Here is a 17,949-nt window from a genome sequence, read left to right as displayed (position 1 = left end):
TTAATATTAGCCACAGTCAGAACACGGCAGTGCCGTTTCCCTACTATTATATCCGAGTAGGGAAACGGCATTGCCGTGTCCTCGGTTACTAGGTTTTTGCGTGCAAAGCTTTTTGAGCTTTGAGATTCTGCATCCGAATCAACTGGGAGATGAAAAACTGCGTGACTAAAGTAGGCTGTTCTGCTTCCATAATCGCGCGTACTGCGGCAACCCTTTGAGCTCCGGCATTCAATACTTCATCGAGGTTGTTGATATCAATTCCGCCGATCGCAAACCACGGAATCGGTGACTTAGTAGCAGCATACCGCACATAGTCTAAACCCGCCGCCTGTCTATCAGGTTTAGTAGGAGTGGAGTAGACAGGCCCAACTCCAATATAGTCGGCTCCCGCATCAACGGCTCGCTGCATTTCCTCGCCATTCGTAGTCGAACAACCGATGATCCGTCCCGGGCCGAGCAACTTGCGCGCTTCGGCTACAGGCAAATCTTGCTGTCCTAAGTGTACGCCGTCGGCATCCGCTGCGATCGCCAAATCCACGCGATCGTTCACAATCAGCAAAGCATCGTAGCGGTGACAAAGTTCGCAAAGCTGGCGCGCGTTAGCCAGCTTTGCGCCGTCGTCTGAGCTTTTGTCGCGGTACTGCACCAAAGTCAGCCCGCCTTGCAAAGCAGCTTCCACAACTCCCATCAAGTTGTCTCTCGGCGAAGTTACAAGGTATAACTGCGATCGAAGTAACTGCTGGTAGCGCCGGTAAGCCAGCAAATCGCTTTCGAGAGTATAAACCCGATAGCGCATCTGCTTAAAAGCCTCGCCCATATTCCGATCGTAAATTTTGCCATACTCTTCAAGTACCCGCAGAGCTTCTTCCACCCGAGAGAAATTCGCCTCCAGTAGCTGCTGAATGCTCGAACGCTGCTCTTCCTGCGGGTGAGTCAACTCCGTACCCGGATCTGCCGGCGTATCCCTAGCACTGCGAAGTTCTGCGACGTGCCAAGCAGCCAATTCTTGACGCAGTTGCTTGCACTCGCCAGCTAAATCAGCGCTGTTGAGACCAAACCTGCACCATTCTTCAATAATTCTCAACCCTTCGCGCGATCGATCTAAATTTGCATCTAAAATCCGGCAGAGGGCTGGCTGTGCCGGTAAAGTTCTGTTTTGTTTGTCAGTCATCAGAACCACCCTAATTATAATTAATCTTACCAATCAACCCGCTATATTCTCCCACGCCGTCATTTGATTTTAGATTTTAGATTTTAGATTTTGGATTTTGGATTGACTTGCGCGAGATAAATTGGGGGGCTTGAGGATTTTCGATTTTGGATTGATTCCACGGATCGATCGCGTGGCGGGTACCCTCAAGAAATTCTCGCTCAAGATCGTAGCAAAGCGATCGGCCTAATTTTTACCTCAACCGATTTAATTTAGACAAATTTTTAAGTTTTATTGAATTTGAGAAAAACGAAGCATAATAGATCAAACTTGATGAGAGTGAAATCGTTAAGCTGCATACCACACTTGGGAGGAGAGCCGTGAGGTTAGCAGAACAACACAAAAGATTCAGGGAGAACCACCCAAACAGGCGGGCGTATTTAAACTTCGATCGCGAAAACCCGACACGAAACACCGGAGGCGAAACTCGGCTTGCAGATAAGTTGCGTTTTTTTATGCTGATTTACTCACAACAGACCTGGTGCAAAGAAAATCGATCGCAAAAATCTTATTTGAGTTCTTGCCTTCTGCTGGTCTTTGCGATGACAGCCCTTTGCAACCATCAACCGTCAGTTATCGCTGCCGGAGTACCGGGAGTCCAGCTACTTTCTCAGACCCCGCAGAGCGACCTTAACATACTGTACGTCAGCTCGATCGGAGGCAGCGACACGGGGGGTAACGGCAGCGATCGAGCTCCGTTTAAAACCCTTACCTACGCCTTAAGCGTGGCCCCGCCCAAAACAGCGATTTTGCTAGCGCCCGGTACTTACAGCGAGCAAACCGGCGAAAAATTTCCATTAATGCTCAGGCCCAGCGTGACAGTTCAGGGAAATCCCAACACTCGCGGTCAGAATATTGTCATCAAAGGCGGAGGATACTTTATCAGTCCGACTTCGGCGGGTCAAAATATTGCGATTTTAGGCGCAGACGGTGCCGGACTCAGCGGGGTGACGGTGACGAATACCAACTCTCGCGGTTACGCTTTGTGGATCGAATCGAGTTCTCCAACGGTTGTTAACAATACTTTTTCTGGCAGCACTCACGACGGCATTTCGGTAGTCGGTACTTCCAGGCCGACGATTGGCGGGAATGTTTTCTCGAAAAATGGAGCTAACGGCATCACGATTTTTGGAAGTTCCCAGCCGGAAGTTCGAGATAATGTGTTTGACAACACGGGATTTGGGGTGAATGTAGCGCAGAACGCTTCGCCTCTGCTAATCGGCAACAAAATTACTCGCAATAAAGATGGCGTGGTGGTGCAAGCTGATGCTAGACCCGTGCTGCGTAACAATTATATCGAGAGTAACCGGCGGGACGGAATTGTGGCGATATCGAGAGCTCTGCCGGATTTGGGAACAGCAGCAGAACCGGGGGGCAATGTCATTCGCAACAACGGTCAGTACGATGTGAACAATGCGGCCAAAGGTCAAGTAATCCCAGCATACGGCAATCAATTGTCGAGCAGCCGGACTACGGGATCGGTTGATGTGGCGGGAACTTTTACCCCTGGGCCAATGGGGGGAAGTGCTTTGCAGCTAAGGGCCGATCGACCTCCCAGCATCGGCGGCCCAGAGACTTCTCTCCCGGCTTACACTCCCGGGAGGCTAACTCCCAGAGTTGAAAGAGCGCCAATTTCGCCACCTGCGCCCGTTTCCAGGCGACCGCTGCCAACTCGACCCGCACCGCCCAGCGATCAGTTGCGCCAAGAGCTTTCTGGGAGAACTACCGCTGGTTCAGCGGTAGTCCCAGGGGCGATCGCCATTCCCGTGCCGGACCCTAATTCTCGATCGGTTTCGGAAATTTCGGTACAGCAACCAATTATTCCTCCCAATTTTAATAGTTCGAGTTCGGTTTCTTCCGAGGGTAGATTGCCGGTTCCGGGCCGCAACATTCCTATCGGAAGCGGCGGCTATGTACCTGCTGCTTTAGGGGGAAATTCTTTGCCCGATTCCCGGGAGAGTGCGCTGTCATTCGATCGACCGTCTGCTTTGGGTTTGCGGTATCGAGTTGTGGTGGATACCGACAGTTCGCGCGATCGACAAAAAATGAAATCTCTCGTTCCCGGTGCTTTTCGCTCTTTTTCCAGCGGACGACCGGTGATGCAAGCCGGTGCTTTTCGGGAACGCGAAAAAGCTGAGGAATTGCTACAAATGCTCAGCGCTAACGGTTTGAATGCCCGAATTGAAGAAATTAAATGAAATCGTCATTAGTCATTAGTCATTAGTTGACTGTTGACTGTTAACTGTTAACAGTTAACAGTCAAAAACTACCGATATTAATTCCGTTAGCATCGGAATTATTCATCTCTCTCTCATCTCCATCTGCGTTCTCTGCGTTCTCTGCGGTTAAATTCTTCCGATGCAACCGGAACTGATATGATATCGTTGCCGGTTGCACGAGCGACGCGATCTCAAAGCCACAGCGCCGTCTCGAAAGCTGTGGGTAATATTAATTCTGATGCTACCGGATTTGATATAACAGTCAAAGACTGCTGACTGCTTAAACAAAAAAATCCAAATTTTAGGGCCTAGCATATCGGATGCCAGACCCTAAAAAGTTTGTAAATTCAGTTGATTCAAATGGGTTTTTAGCTCTGCTGAGTTTCAGCAAACTACAACTAAGGTGGACTTTTTTGCAACTACTCTGCGGACGAGCTAGCTATCAGCGGAGTCTATTCAGACTTCTGTGTTTGACTTTGCGATCGCAACTTTTGATTAATCGAATAACCTCAAGCTATCTAGGAAATCCCTATCGCAATGTCAACTTTTCTTTGCTAATAAGCTACACGGTTCAGGTGTTGCCTGAGAACTAGAGCCGATCGGGACAAATACTCTAATTCCAAATTTTTTATCCAAGTTTTTTGTGCTTCTTGGTTTTGCCCCTCATGTTTTTAAGTTAACACCAACTGCGTGCATGACAACACTTTGTTTACCAAACTTGACACTTTTTGACGTGCAGAAATACTTCCAAAAGCAATTATTAACAATTTGTACGATCGCCCGACCGCACAACGTGCATACCCGGAACTTTTGGCTTGCTGTCAACGCAGCAGAGCTTCCCAAGTTGCGCGGCCGACAATGCCGTCTGCTGGCAGTTGATATTGTCGCTGAGCGGCCTTGACAGCAGCTTGAGTTTGCGGGCCGAACACGCCGTCAACACTCACCCGCAAAAATCCCTTGGCCCGCAGCCGTTCTTGCAAATCTCTGACTGCCGCCCCCCGCATTCGTCTTCTCAAAACTGGAAATTTGGTTGGCTGCGCTTGGGGGTTAATCTCTGAGTTGTCGGCAGTTACAGGAGCGTTGCCTGTGGGGTTTTCGACGATGGCGGTCGGAGCCTCCGGAAACAGCCTGTTCCAAGTATCTTGACCGACTATTGCGTCGGGAGCCAAGCCTGCTGCTTCCTGGAACTGAGACACAGCTCTAGCGGTGCTTTGTGAGAAAATCCCGTCTACGGTGTCAGCGTAAAAGCCCAATAATTTAAGAGCAGCTTGGAGTTCGATCACTTCCGATCCGCGGCTGCCCAATTTGATCGTGGGGCGGGCGCGAGTACCTGTTTGAGCGATCGGGCTGTTGCTGTTAGTCTGTTCGGAGGTAGGTAGCTGTGCTGCAACAGGAGTAGAGGCGATCGAGCCTATTGCCAATAAACCGCACAAACTCCAGCCGAAGAGCAAACTGGGAACCTCGCGGGCGTCATTCCAGCTTGCTGTCAAGTTTTGGGACATTAGGAATTCGACCTCTGCAAAACTGGTAGCGATCGTACATCAAATCTGGAAAAATTTGGGAATTTCGGCATCGCGAATTGGGCATCGGGCATTTACTGGTTCCCAGGCAGATCTAGGTTCCCAGATTAACTCAAAACTCGCAACTTTTTCCGCCCTTCCCTTTCCTAAAAAAATTTATCTCTCTGAAATAGCTGCAATTGGCAAAAAAACTGCTAGATTGCCCTACAGAAAACATTGAACCGCGTTCATTGGGCCCCAGCAACACCATGTCCGAATCCACCCCCACCAGAACCGCCAGCCAAATAGACATCGGCAACGTCAACATCGGGAACTTTCAAGTCGGCAGCATCAGCGGCAACAAATACAACGACCTCAACGCCAACGGCCGACCCGATCCCGGAGAAGTGCCAATTCCCAACTGGCAAATCTACCTCGACCTCAACAACAACGGCCAGCCAGAGTTTAACGAACCTTCCACCCTCACAAACGCGCAAGGCAACTACATCTTCGTCAACCTGCCGCCGGGCACTTACCAAGTTAGGGAAGTCCAGCAGCCGAACTTTCGCCAAACTACTCCAAATCCCGCACCCATTACGATTACCAGCGGGACAAACGCTGCCAATATCAATTTTGGCAATAACTTTAACGCAGGGACGATCGCAGGCACAAAATTCAACGACATCAACAGCAACAGCCGCCCCGATCCAGGAGAACCACCGCTAGCTAACTGGCAAATTTACCTCGACATCAACCGCAACAACAGGCTCGACGGCGGCGAACCTTTTACTTTTACCAACGTTCAAGGCAATTACGCTTTTGTCAATATTCCCGCAGATACATATTTGGTGAGAGAAGTTCAGCAAGCGGGTTTTCGCCAAACCACGCCTGACCCCGGCCCAGTTAGCGTTACTTCCAATGCCACTGTCAACAACATCAATTTTGGCAATGTCTTTTTTGTCGGCAGCATCAGCGGTCTCAAATACAACGACCTCAATGCCAACAGCGTCCGAGATGCGACAGACCCGCCTCTGCCCAACTGGCCAATTTACATCGACCTCAACGGCAACGGCAGCTTCGATCCGGGCGAACCCAACACCATCACCAACCCGCAAGGCAACTACACTTTTGCCAATGTTTCTCCCGGGCGATATTTGGTGAGGGAAGTCCAGCAACCGGGATGGGTACAGACTACGCCAAATCCAGGTCCGATCGACATCACCGGCAATACCAACGCAGTCGGCGTCAATTTCGGCAACAATTTTCCCACAGGCAGCATCAGCGGCTTCAAGTTCAACGACCTCAACGCTAACGGTATCAACGAACCGACGGAACCGAGAGTTGCCAACTGGCCGATTTACCTCGACCTCAACAACAACGGCGGCCGAGACCCCAACGAACCTTCGACTTTAACAAACCCTCAAGGTAATTTCTCTTTTATTAACTTGCCCCAAGGCACTTATTTCGTGAGGGAAGTACCGCAGCCGGGTTTTCGACAAACCACGCCAAATCCGACTCCCATTACCGTGGGCAACGGCACAAATGCCACTAATCTCAGCTTTGGCAACGTGTTGGTAACGGGCACCATCAGCGGTGTGAAATTTAACGATTTTAATGCCAACGGCCGCCTAGATCCCGGGGAACCGCCGATCGCCAATACTCAAATTTACATCGACCTCAACAACAACAGCAGTTTAGATCCGGGCGAAGCGAGTACCTTCAGCGATCTTCAAGGCAATTACAGTTTCCGCAACGTTCCGGTAGGTAGTTATGTTGTCCGCGAAGTTCCGCCGCCCGGTTTCATTCTCACGACTCCGCCTGCGGTGGTTGTTGTCTCGCCAGAGATTCGGGCTAGCAGCATCGATTTGGTGACGGGAGATGCTGAGGCTACCTCGGCTGAATCCTTGAAAGGCGACCCGCTAACGGATGCCAGCAACTATGCGGGCGAACCAGCAGCCAATATGGGGGTGGATAGCTTGCTTTCGAGCCAGGGTCATGATAGTTATCGAATTAGTAAATTTTTGAGTGATGGATCTTTGCCGAATTTAGGCAATCTTCCTAACTTTGGGCAACATAATTTAGGTCTGGAGCCTAATGCACAACTTGGGGAATTTGTCAATAAGAAAGAATTAATTAAAGGGGCGATCGATCGCTGGGTCAGCACTGTGGCAGCGAGTGATTTCTCGGTTATGTAGGGTGAGACATTCGCTCGATCGACCGGAATCCCAAACAGCAGATCAAAATCAGGAAGAGGTTAAAGGGCGATCGCGTGATACCCTATTGTTGGCCACCTCCAACACTCAAGCCTAAGTTCCGGCAACTCCGAAACTGGCTTGTATATTGGTTGCAATATTCAGAGGCAGTAGCATCTCTGTGAGTGAAAAACTATCAGGCAATTCCCCCAACCGCGATCCGCATATTTCCAGGCAAAGCAAGTGATATCAAGTCCGGTAGATCGATCGATGCTTGTTCGCTGTCCTTGGCAATCGCTGAGGCTGCGATCGTCAAGCACAGCGAATTAGGACAAACAAGAACGAGTCCGCCGGACTTGAACTCGGGGGGAAGAAGTCAGTCTTCGGCTTTTTAAAGCTCAAAACCGCAAGTATGTACGGACAGAGAAGGCGTGCAAATCCTGAAGAAGTTGCCCTCAAATTGCCAGGGTTCTTCAAAACCTGATATACTTGCCAGCGACAAAGCTTGAGGCATTGTTGTGTTAGATGGGGAACATTACCTCAAGTGCAGACGTATGTAAAATCGAGTAGCGGTTGTCAGCTATTAGTAAAAACTACTCAGCAAGTTACAACCCATACAGTAGTCTGTAATTTACGTGGATTTAGGTGTGAAGGAGAGAAATCATGGCAGATTTAGATTTAACTAACGAAGAACGCATTGCCCAGCAATTACAGCCAGTTGTGGTTGGGAATGCTGGCCCGGCAATTTTAGGCATCAAGTTCAATGACTTGAACGGCGATGGCATCAGACAGCCCAATGAACCAGGTCTGGCAAATATCCCGATCCTCCTCGAATCAGCAACAAGCACCAACGGTGTATTGGATGCTGGTACTGGCGAAGTCTTAACCACGACGGACGCTAACGGCGCGTTCTCATTCATAAATCTTATTCCTGGCAACTACGTACTCACGGAAACCGCAATACCTGCAGGTTTCCGGGCTACTACTCCCAACCCCCTCGCAGTCACTGTCGGCAACAGAAATGCTAACGTTTTCTTTGGCAACACCGCAGTTACAGGCAGCCGGATTGTAGGATGCAAATACCTAGACATAGATGCAGATGGCTTCCGAGATGGAAATGAACCGGGCATTAAAAATGTCAGGATCTATATTGATGCCAATGGCAACGGTCAACGCGATGCAGGGGAAGCCAACACCTTAACAGACAAAAATGGTGCATGGTCGTTCAACGTAGCACCCGGAACCTACAAGATTCGGGAAGAACGGATCATACGACAAATTAATTCTGTTACCGGACTAGAAGTTAATGCTACGAACGCAGAACCATTAGAAACACAAGATTTTCCCCAAAGCACACCCCCCGGCAACGTTCCCGTACTCGACGTGACGGTAGCAGCCGGTCAAACCTTTGCCTGCGCTCAAGTTGGCGATACTCCGCTCTATCAAATTGAAGTTAACAAATTTCGAGACATAGACCGCAGCGGCACGCGAAATGTTGTTAATGGAGTCTTGGAACCTCCCATTGCCCGAGTACCGTTTATTTTAGATATCAACGGGAACGGCCGCTGGGATGGAGCAGGCTCCGAACCGATAGCCATCACAGATGCGAACGGAGTAGTTACCTTCAAGGATTTGCGAGCTGGCAATTACAGAGTGTTAGAAATTTTTCCGGGTGTACTGCCTGCAGAAGTAGGTGGCGGTGCCCCAGGAAACCTCAATGCTCCAGTAGCAACAACTCCAAACCCCACTCTGGTTGCGGCACCAGGGCCTCAGGCCCGATTCCAGGGTACGATCAGCAGAGAGCAACCGCTGCTAGTAGCAGACTCAACCTACACGCTGAAACCAAACGACCCTAAATTCGTAGACACCAACCGCGACGGCGTTCAACAAACAGGTGAAAGATCGATCGCGACCACTGGTGAGCGGCCGATTTTTGCAGCGCCAGTTACAACTTTACCAGCCCCCAGCCCCCAACCATCACTTACCTTTTCTCCGGTTGGAGCTACTCAGGGTATTGGCAGTAATGCCGGTGTGGGCAACACTCTACCAATCATCAATGTCTTCAAATACAACGACTTGAATGCCAACGGTCGCTACGAACCAAATCAGGGTGAATTGCCTATTAGCGATGTCACTGTCTTCCTCGACACCAACAATAATGGCACTCCCGACACTGGAGAACAGCAACTCAGGACAAATGACCAGGGAAGAGCCGCCTTTACCAACTTGTCACCGGGCAACTATATCGTCCGCGAAGTTGTACCGCCGAATTTCTCGCCTTCTACTGCAGATCGCGTCGATGTTACCCTCAATCTTCAGGACGCCAACGTTACCTTTGCCAACACACCTAACAGCAACATCACCGGGTGTAAGTTTGAGGACTTCAACCTGAACGGTTATCGAGATGGAAACGAACCAGCTATTCCTGGTGTCACCATTTTTATCGATACTAATCGTGACGGTGTGTTGCAAGCAAATGAACCCACTACCACTACCAATCAATTTGGTGTCTTTGCATTCAACAATTTGCGCCCCGGCACCTACAGCATTCGAGAAGTAACGCCTCCTGGTTACTTCCAAACTACCCAAGCACTAGATGTTGTTCTCGGTGCAAATCAAACCTTTACTTGCGCTTTGGTCGGTAACTCCCGCCGTTATGACCTCTTGGTTCCTAAATTCCGAGATGACAACCGCAACGGTATAAAAGACGGAAACGAACCGCCGCTTGCCGATGTGCCCTTTACTTTGGATTTCAACGGCAACGGCCGCTACGATGCTGCAACAGAACCCCTGGTGAGAACTGATGCTGCTGGTATTGCTCGGTTTAATAATTTGTCTCCAGCTACCTACTCGGTTTTGGAAGTCTTCGATACTCCGGGCGTTCCCAACAATTTCCCGATCCGAACTGGGCCCAACCCGGTTAGCTTTGACGTGCCGGGCCCTAACACTACGCCTACGGTGGTGGTACCGACGCCAACAGCTACACCAACCGTTACTGCTTCTAGCATCGATCCTCTGACGGAGGGCGGTCTCTTGACTGCTTCTCAACTAGGCAGCATTGTTGATAACCAGGTCGTACTTGATAATGCTGGTGCGGCTAATGTTGTTAATGTCGAGAAGTTGCAAGAGTCGGTGGAGGCTTCGATCTTATCGTTTTTAGAAGCTCAGAAGCTCGACGATAACTTGCTGTTGGGCGCTCCAACTTCAAGTCCGCTGTTCTAGAGTTAAGTTGAGTGTCAAACTAGAGACTCAACTATTAGCAACTAGCTTGTTTTTAGATAAACCCGCCTCCCACAACCACAGGTTAGTTAAGAGGGCGGGTTTATTTATCTCTTGGATGAGTTACAAAGATTGTTTGTGAAACCCGCCCCTACCACAAATATATCCCGATGCTTGTAGGAACGGATTTTATCGACTATCTTTGAGGAAAACTCGCAATTTAGATAAACCCGCCCGCCACAATCAGGGGATCGGGGGGGCGGGTTTATTTATCTCTTGAATTACCGGCAATATTTTTCGTGAAACCCGCCTCTACAACAAATATATCCCCACGATCTTATGGGCGGGTTTTAACGACAATCTTTGAGGAAAACTCGCAATTTAGATAAACCAGCCCGCCACAACCATAAACTTGGAGGGCGGGTTTATTTATCTCTTTAATTACTGTCTTTAGTCGTAGAGGACGATCGGCAAAAAGAACGATTCCCTACTCCAAGAAAACCTTTATCTATAGAGGTAGAACTTAGAGGAATTTTTTATGCCAACCGAACAGAAGATTAATCCGGCTCAACATCAAGAACAGCAACCGGGCATCGAATCCCAGATGACCTCGCAACCTCAATCCTTCGCCGAGGGATACCGCAGCAGCAACAAATTGCGCGGGAAAGTAGCCTTAATTACCGGCGGAGACAGCGGTATCGGGCGTGCAGTGGCGATCGCATTTGCCAAGGAAGGGGCGGATGTGGCGATCGGCTATCTTAACGAAAATGAAGATGCTAAAAAAACCAAAGAGGCGATCGAACAACAAGGCCGCCGCTGTATTGCGATCGCCGGCGACATCGGCGATGAAAGCGTCTGCCAAAATCTTGTAGAACAAACAGTTAAAGAATTTGGCCATCTCGACATCCTCGTCAACAACGCCGCCGAACAGCATCCCCAACCAAGCATCGAAAACATCACCGCCGAACAATTAGAGCGCACCTTCCGCACCAACATTTTCTCAATGTTTTACCTCACAAAAGCCGCTCTCAAACATCTCAAAGAAGGAAGTGCCATCATCAATACTACCTCTGTCACCGCCTACAAAGGCAACCAACAATTGTTAGATTACTCCTCCACAAAAGGAGCAATTGTTGCCTTTACCCGCTCTTTGTCCCAGAGTTTGGCAGAAAAAGGAATTCGCGTCAACGGAGTCGCCCCCGGGCCGATTTGGACGCCTCTAATTCCTGCAACTTTCCCTGAAGAAAAAGTGGCGAAATTTGGTGCAGACACGGCCTTGGGACGCGCCGGTCAACCCGATGAAGTTGCCCCCAGTTACGTATTTTTAGCTTCAAAAGATTCGTCTTACATGACGGGTCAAATTTTGCATCCCAACGGAGGCTCTGTGATTAACGGATAGATTTAGCGCGAGTTGAGATATAAATAACTGAATTTTGTGGGGGCGACTTTCACCCACAATCTCTGATTATAACTCACAATCTAAATAAACCCGCCCCACAACCACGTTAGCTAGGGCGGGTTTATTCATTTTTTTAGTTATATCAAATCCGGTAGCAGCGTCGGGCGTATAATCTGCGTTAATCTGTGTTTATCTGCCTGTATCTGCGGTTAAAAAAAGAGAATTTCAGCAAGCGCAGATGACAAGGGATTGACGCTGATTCACGCAGATACAGAGAATAGATAGATCGATAATTCCGATGCTAACAGATTTAATATTTGTTTTTGAACATTGGTGAGTTTACACAAAACAGTAATCCCGCTACGTGGGTAGCGGGATTGATAGGTTGCAGTTTAGCTATTTTTTAGCTCAGCTAGAGCTACCGTTAGCTTGCTGCTGAATTAGCTCAGGTTAGCCATTTCTTGCTGGATGGTGCTTTTGGCTGCTTTGAATTGAGTCGCCATTTGTTCCATTTGTGCTTCGCTCAGGTTGCGGCGAATTTGAGGGAACATATCGTTTTCTTCTTGTCTAACGTGATCTTGAACCGCTGTTTGGAGCTGTTTGATTTGGGCTTTGAAATCCGAATTACTGGGGTTAAGAGACTTAATTCGGGCAAGCATCTGCTTCATTTCTGCTTGCTCGTCGTACAGTTCTTGAGTGTTGCTGTAGTAGCTGCGAATTGCGGGATAAACAACTTGTTCTTCGGCTTCGGCGTGAACGCTTAAATCTTTGTACAACTGACCGAAGAATTCTTGCAGTTTTTTCGGATCGTCGGTTTTTTCGATTTCCATAAATAGGGTATCGGCTTTGCGGTGATCCATGGTGATGATTTCGGTGATATTCATCTCATCTTTGGTGCGGGTAACTGCACCGCCGATGATGCCGGTCATGGCTGCCATTGCATCTTGCACGCGGGCCCAAACGCCTTGGTCGGGGTCTTTGCCGGTTAGTTCGCGCACGCCTAAAATTTCGAGAACTCCTTTGAGTTGTTCTTGGTGAGCGCGGTTCTCAAAGTTAACTGTGTTGAGGGGTGTAATGGCGGCTTCGATGTCGGCGCCGACTACTTGAGCGGCTTTGTGAATTAACAAGCCGGCCATTGTTTGTTTGTGTTTGAGCAGTTCGTGCTGAGCGACTTTTTCAAACATGGTGAGTTCAGAACCTTGCATGAGTTTCTGAACTTCTTGAATCATTTTTGTGCTTGTTTCTTTGGGTTCGGCTTGAATGCCGTATTGTACGATCGTAGTTTCTAATACGCCTAAGTTTTTGCGATCGTCCTCGAGCATATCTCGGAAGCGCTGAGCTAGTTCGGAGTCGTTGCAGGAATTGATGAACAATTGCTCGTTGGCGATCAACAGGTTTTGCAGCGCTTTCATGTCTGCTAATTTAGTTGCGATCGCTTGGCGCTTGGTATCTTCTAAGGTAGCTACCATCTGTCGTTTCTCCTCTCAAGGTCTTTAGTGTTCTTACGTCTTTTAATTTATTGATATATTCTGATAACATCCTCTTTCTCCCGACTGATTCATTAATATCCCGCACAACCTATTGACTTTTGAGCAAAAAAATGGTAAGTATTTGAGACTGCTTGAAAAAAATCAAAAAGTAAAAAATAACTGATGAGTAAGGATTAATGGCAGAGGACTCCGCCCAAAAACGGATACCGTGCCACTTACTCCTGTAGCGATCGGCTCAAAATTTTAGACTCTTGTTCAAGTCCCCAGATTCATCTGTGCAGTAAATCTAAAATCTAAAATCTAAAATCTAAAATCTAAAATCTAAAATCGACTGACTGATGATTTCTGTATCAATTAATCCCGATCGCATAGCTGGAAGGCGCTACGATAGTTGCAGCCGAAGTTAACTAAAGTTTAAGAATAACTAGCTTGTCTCAACTGCTCACTGCTTTAGAGTTCCCAGCCAATGTCTGGAAGCTGAATAATGGGTTAACGGTCATTCACCAGCGGATTTCGGCCACACCGGTGGTCGCACTAGACGTGTGGGTGAGGGCTGGCGCTACGCTGGAGCCGGATTCTTGGTCGGGAATGGCTCATTTTCTAGAACACATGATATTTAAAGGGACGGATTCGATCGCCCCTGGAGAATTTGACCAGGTAATCGAAAATCGCGGCGGTGTCGCGAATGCAGCTACAAGTCACGACTACGCGCATTTTTTCGTCAACGCAGCAGCCGATTATTTAGCAGAAACTGCCCAGCCGCTGGCAGAATTGCTGCTGCGGGCTTCGATTCCGGATCGGGAATTCGATCGCGAGCGAGATGTGGTGCTCGAAGAAATCCGTCAAGCTCAAGACAATCCAGATTGGCTGGGTTTCCAAGCCATGATGGAAACAGTTTACCAGCGACATCCCTACAGGCGATCGGTACTCGGCACGGAAGAACTGCTGATGTCGCGAACTCCCCATGAAATGCGCTGTTTTCACCGATCGCACTATCAGCCGGAAAATATGACTGTGGTGGTAGTCGGGGGAATTGATGAAGAACAGGCTAGGGATGTCACGGGGAAAGCATTCGAGCAGTTTTCTGACAGGTGGGATTGTCCCAAATTAACCGCAGAGGCGGAACCGCCACTGATAGAAATTCGGCGTCAGGAATTGGGCCTCCCCCGATTGGAACAAGCGCGGCTGATGATGGCCTGGACGGGCCCGGGAGTTGAACACTTGCAAAGTGCTTGCGGCTTGGATTTGCTGTCGGTGTTGCTCGCAGACGGGCGGACTTCGCGTTTAGTCAGGGAACTGCGGGAAGAATTACAATTGGTAGAGGCGATCGACAGCACTTTCTCGCTGCAACGGGAATCGAGTTTATTTACTATCAGTGCAGTCTTGGACGCGAAGGATGTCGAAGAGGTGGAATCTCGGATTTGCGATCGGCTTTGGCAATTGCAGTCTGAGCCGGTTTCCGAGGTAGAATTGCTCCGCTGTCAGCGTTTGCTGTGCAACGATTTTGCTTTCTCGATCGAAACGCCGGGACAGCTAGCGGGTCTTTACGGATATTACAATACGATCGCCAGTGCCGAATTAGCGCTTAGCTATCCCACCAGGATTAAAGCATTTGGGCCGTTAGACCTCCAGCGCCTAGCTCAACAATATCTCTCTCCGCGACGCTATACAGCCGTGGTACTCAAACCAATCTAATCGTTAAGCTTGTGAATATAAATATCTTTTGTACCGGATAGATGTTCGGCATTTGTCCGGGGTTCTTTGTGCTTGTGGCGCACTCTACGGGATAGATGTTGTTACATTTAAATGTTGTGCGTCAGGCCCTACCCGGTATGACATCATACAAAATGCACATGGAAAATAGAAAAATGGCGATCGAGTAATTACCAATTACCAATTACCAATTACCAATTACCCATTTTCAATCACCAATACTTCAGCTACGCGAGCGTACTTCCAACTAAATTAACCATGAAAAATGAAATCCAGCGCACGGTTTTAGACAACGGTATTGTTGTCTTAGCAGCAGAAAATCCAGCAGCAGATATTATTGCAGCTAGGATATTTCTGCGGGCCGGCAGTCGCTACGTGCAGCCGGAACAAGCAGGATTGTGTCACTTGCTGTCGGCGGTAATGACTAAGGGAACCGATCGGCTGTCTTCGCTGGAAATTGCCGAGCGTGTAGAATCGGTGGGAGCGAGGTTGAGTGCCGACTCTACTACAGACTATTTTTTAGTGAGTTTGAAAACGGTTTCTGCGGATTTTGAGGAGATTTTGGAGTTGGCGGCGCAATTGACGCGATCGCCCACTTTCCCGGAAGCTGAAGTCGAACTCGAACGCCGCATTGCCATATCGGCAATTCGATCGCAGCAAGAACAGCCATTTGCGATCGCCTTCGAGCAATTGCGGCACGCGATGTACCAGGAACACCCCTATGCTTTCTCTCCCTTGGGCACGGAAGCTACTATGTCAAAGCTAACCAGAAACGAGCTCGCACAGTTCCACAAAACATATTTCCGTCCCGATAATATAGTTATTTCTGTAGCCGGCAGAATCTCGACCGAAGATGCGATCGCCCTGATCGATCGAACTTTTGGCGACTGGAAAGCGCCTTTAACACCCCTGCCAACTTTAACCGTCCCCCCTCTCTACCCCTCCCCTAAATCGGTCGTTACGGCGCAAGATACGCAGCAATCAGTGATTATGCTGGGCTACCTCGCACCCTCTGTCAAAAATCCTGATTACGCAGCGATTAAGTTGCTCAATACTTATTTGGGTAACGGTTTGTCGAGTCGGTTGTTTGTGGAATTGCGGGAAAAGCGGGGCTTGGCTTACGACGTTTCCGCAGTCTACGCGACGCGCTTGGACACGGCTCAGTTTGTCGTGTACATGGGTACGGCGCCGGAAAATACGGCGACTGCTTTTGAAGGATTGCGCGCAGAAGTCGATCGACTCGCCAACATCCCACTAAGCGAGGAAGAATTGCAAGCTTGCAAGAATAAAATGCTCGGTCAATATGCTTTAGGAAAACAAACTAATTCGCAAATTGCCCAAGTTTTAGGCTGGTACGAAATTTTGGGATTGGGAATTAAATTTGACCAGCAATTTCAAGAAGAAATTGCACAGGTGACAGCTTTAGAAGCGCGGGATGCTGCTAAGAAATATTTTGTAGAACCATATATTTCTTTGGTGGGCCCGGAGATGGCGATTACAGAGTTGGGTGTAGCGGCTGTTTGTTGAGTATGAAATTGGCGATCGAACTTGTGAAAAGTTCGATCGCTGCGATCGCAGATAAAAAGACTTTTCGCTTAACTATTATTTGTGTTTTGCGATCGCTTTTAATTTTTCCAAACTTAACAACAAAGCCAACTATTCTTGCTGGCATTATCTTGAACTGAAACCGACCACCTCAACGAACTTTTCGCTGCTGGTATAAGGTTCAGGTTGAGCGGTTGCAAATAACACTCCTAGCACCACCAGCGACTTTCAACAATCCCCTCCAACCGAATTGTTAGGTTGCGCCGTTAGCTTAACGATTCCGCGATCGCGCCTTTGCTAAATAGATAGACAGTAGGTGTAGATCGCTAGACATTTGCTTAATCTAACTCAAATCGTTGCCAATCGATCGGATCACACAAGGGTTATGATTGTCATTCATACGCACCCGACCGTTTGCAAAGCCTTGTCGGAATTTTTCGATTTCACAGGCTGTTGCGGGGTCATTGGGATCTGGTGTCTGCCGATCGATAAATTTCCTTGAGCGCTCAGAGATGAGCCAACCCAGAGGCAACTTAACGCCATCACCTGACTTTTTCAGGAACAAGGTTCTGAATTTATATTTGAGTGGATCGTCAATCCCATCATTGATCGTGAACGTAGACAACTCAACAGCACTGCGGCTGCGGGACTCGCGCGCACTAAACAAAGCACGAACTGGCGATAAAACCTCGTTCAGTCCTTCACTTTTGAGTTGAGTAGGAGGCTCGTTAAATTGCCCATCAATTAAGGATAGGTAGACAATTTCAAAGGTTGTTCCGTAACCCTTAAGTCGCTGTAAGCTGCGCCCAATGTCCAAAGCAGTAGGAATACCAGAATTATCAAAATAACCGCCATCAGCCAAATGCAATTTACTTTTGTCCTTACTGCGTTGGTACCACCCTACAGGGGTGAAGTAGGGAAAACGAGCACTGAGGCCAGCCGCTGTACTCAGTTTCAAATCTAGATCGGGTTCATCAATGGCAATATTTTCTTTGTTGGGCAAATTAATCTGAAAGGGGCTGATCACCAGGCGATCGCCAGTTTCGACAACAGTTGTGTTGAGAACCAGTGCAGGGGCGATGCCCTGAGGCTGCCAGTGCTGGTAAAAAGACTGCCGCAAGGGATTATCTTGATTTGGAATAGACAGCTTATCCCAAGCTTTTTCAAACGCAACTTCCAGACCTGTTCCCCGATCCCAATCGTATATAGGGAAAAAGATAAATCGCTGAATCAGGTCAGGGAATAGCCCCATCGTCAGGAGGGGCGTAAGCAAGTCACTGCTAAACAGTTTGCTAGCCGTTTGGCTGAGGGATTTACCACTAATTCCACCAAATTTCACCAAGCTTGAAAAGGCAGAAGCCCCCAAGCTACCGCCAGAAACGCTACTTAGGGCTTGCTGAATCAGTGTCAAAAGGTTACACCACCAGGATTAAGAGAGCGGACGATCAATAATGGTCGCCGTG

General features: G+C 48.6%; 13 protein-coding genes. 7 read left to right on the top strand and 6 right to left on the bottom strand.

Annotated features, from left to right (window positions below; translation table 11 throughout):
* Nucleotides 1–88: 88 nt before the first annotated feature.
* Complete coding sequence (locus tag QUA80_RS20185; protein ID WP_333426881.1) at nt 89–1,171, bottom strand: thiamine phosphate synthase; 1,083 nt, start codon at nt 1,169–1,171, stop codon at nt 89–91.
* A 359-nt stretch (nt 1,172–1,530) separates the two neighbouring features.
* On the opposite strand from QUA80_RS20185, the gene QUA80_RS20180 reads away from it, so the two are divergent.
* Entirely contained in the window at nt 1,531–3,408 is a 1,878-nt protein-coding gene (locus QUA80_RS20180) for a DUF1565 domain-containing protein (RefSeq protein WP_333426880.1), read from the top strand.
* An 842-nt stretch (nt 3,409–4,250) separates the two neighbouring features.
* On the opposite strand, the gene QUA80_RS20175 is transcribed toward QUA80_RS20180, so the two are convergent.
* Complete coding sequence (locus QUA80_RS20175; RefSeq protein ID WP_333426879.1) at nt 4,251–4,931, bottom strand: peptidoglycan-binding protein; 681 nt, start codon at nt 4,929–4,931, stop codon at nt 4,251–4,253.
* 266 nt (nt 4,932–5,197) lie between these two features.
* On the opposite strand from QUA80_RS20175, the gene QUA80_RS20170 reads away from it, so the two are divergent.
* Both QUA80_RS20170 and QUA80_RS20165 read left to right on the top strand, forming a co-directional pair.
* Nucleotides 5,198–7,123, top strand: coding sequence for an SdrD B-like domain-containing protein (locus QUA80_RS20170; RefSeq protein WP_333426878.1), 1,926 nt, complete (start codon nt 5,198–5,200; stop codon nt 7,121–7,123).
* 182 nt (nt 7,124–7,305) lie between these two features.
* Nucleotides 7,306–7,515 (top strand): hypothetical protein, encoded by a 210-nt coding sequence (locus tag QUA80_RS20165; RefSeq protein ID WP_333426877.1) that lies wholly within the window; start codon nt 7,306–7,308, stop codon nt 7,513–7,515.
* On the opposite strand, the gene QUA80_RS20160 is transcribed toward QUA80_RS20165, so the two are convergent.
* Nucleotides 7,512–7,634 (bottom strand): hypothetical protein, encoded by a 123-nt coding sequence (locus tag QUA80_RS20160; RefSeq protein ID WP_333426876.1) that lies wholly within the window; start codon nt 7,632–7,634, stop codon nt 7,512–7,514. The genes QUA80_RS20165 and QUA80_RS20160 overlap by 4 nt on opposite strands.
* A gap of 149 nt (nt 7,635–7,783) precedes the next feature.
* On the opposite strand from QUA80_RS20160, the gene QUA80_RS20155 reads away from it, so the two are divergent.
* Nucleotides 7,784–10,342 (top strand): SdrD B-like domain-containing protein, encoded by a 2,559-nt coding sequence (locus QUA80_RS20155; RefSeq protein WP_333426875.1) that lies wholly within the window; start codon nt 7,784–7,786, stop codon nt 10,340–10,342.
* A 535-nt stretch (nt 10,343–10,877) separates the two neighbouring features.
* Nucleotides 10,878–11,738 (top strand): SDR family oxidoreductase, encoded by an 861-nt coding sequence (locus tag QUA80_RS20150; protein ID WP_333426874.1) that lies wholly within the window; start codon nt 10,878–10,880, stop codon nt 11,736–11,738.
* A 440-nt stretch (nt 11,739–12,178) separates the two neighbouring features.
* Here the strand turns inward: QUA80_RS20150 and QUA80_RS20145 are convergent, their stop codons facing one another.
* Nucleotides 12,179–13,207 (bottom strand): hemerythrin domain-containing protein, encoded by a 1,029-nt coding sequence (locus tag QUA80_RS20145; protein ID WP_333426873.1) that lies wholly within the window; start codon nt 13,205–13,207, stop codon nt 12,179–12,181.
* A gap of 450 nt (nt 13,208–13,657) precedes the next feature.
* Here QUA80_RS20145 and QUA80_RS20140 point away from each other — a divergent pair, with 450 nt between their 5' ends.
* Both QUA80_RS20140 and QUA80_RS20135 read left to right on the top strand, forming a co-directional pair.
* Entirely contained in the window at nt 13,658–14,923 is a 1,266-nt protein-coding gene (locus QUA80_RS20140; RefSeq protein WP_333426872.1) for a pitrilysin family protein, read from the top strand.
* A gap of 276 nt (nt 14,924–15,199) precedes the next feature.
* Nucleotides 15,200–16,468, top strand: a complete 1,269-nt coding sequence (locus QUA80_RS20135; RefSeq protein ID WP_333426871.1) for a pitrilysin family protein — start codon at nt 15,200–15,202, stop codon at nt 16,466–16,468.
* On the opposite strand, the gene QUA80_RS20130 is transcribed toward QUA80_RS20135, so the two are convergent.
* Together QUA80_RS20130 and QUA80_RS20125 are read right to left on the bottom strand one after the other, a co-directional pair.
* Entirely contained in the window at nt 16,437–16,613 is a 177-nt protein-coding gene (locus QUA80_RS20130; protein ID WP_333426870.1) for a hypothetical protein, read from the bottom strand. The two genes, QUA80_RS20135 and QUA80_RS20130, sit on opposite strands and share 32 nt — an antisense overlap.
* 216 nt (nt 16,614–16,829) lie before the next feature.
* On the bottom strand, nt 16,830–17,897 hold the full coding sequence (locus tag QUA80_RS20125) for a hypothetical protein (RefSeq protein WP_333426869.1): 1,068 nt from the start codon (nt 17,895–17,897) through the stop codon (nt 16,830–16,832).
* Between the last annotated feature and the right edge of the window lie 52 nt (nt 17,898–17,949).

The sequence above is a fragment of the Microcoleus sp. F4-D5 genome (assembly GCF_036704885.1).
Classification (GTDB): Bacteria; Cyanobacteriota; Cyanobacteriia; order Cyanobacteriales; family Microcoleaceae; genus Microcoleus.
The sequence above is the reverse complement of the archived record's forward strand: the minus strand, read 5'-3'. Positions and strand labels throughout refer to the sequence as shown.

Coding starts and splice junctions, on each gene's coding strand:
- QUA80_RS20185 (WP_333426881.1), bottom strand. CDS start 1,171: ATGACTGACAAACAAAACAGAACTTTACCGGCACAGCCAGCCCTCTGC.
- QUA80_RS20175 (WP_333426879.1), bottom strand. CDS start 4,931: ATGTCCCAAAACTTGACAGCAAGCTGGAATGACGCCCGCGAGGTTCCC.
- QUA80_RS20170 (WP_333426878.1), top strand. CDS start 5,198: ATGTCCGAATCCACCCCCACCAGAACCGCCAGCCAAATAGACATCGGC.
- QUA80_RS20160 (WP_333426876.1), bottom strand. CDS start 7,634: ATGCCTCAAGCTTTGTCGCTGGCAAGTATATCAGGTTTTGAAGAACCC.
- QUA80_RS20155 (WP_333426875.1), top strand. CDS start 7,784: ATGGCAGATTTAGATTTAACTAACGAAGAACGCATTGCCCAGCAATTA.
- QUA80_RS20150 (WP_333426874.1), top strand. CDS start 10,878: ATGCCAACCGAACAGAAGATTAATCCGGCTCAACATCAAGAACAGCAA.
- QUA80_RS20145 (WP_333426873.1), bottom strand. CDS start 13,207: ATGGTAGCTACCTTAGAAGATACCAAGCGCCAAGCGATCGCAACTAAA.
- QUA80_RS20135 (WP_333426871.1), top strand. CDS start 15,200: ATGAAAAATGAAATCCAGCGCACGGTTTTAGACAACGGTATTGTTGTC.
- QUA80_RS20130 (WP_333426870.1), bottom strand. CDS start 16,613: ATGCCAGCAAGAATAGTTGGCTTTGTTGTTAAGTTTGGAAAAATTAAA.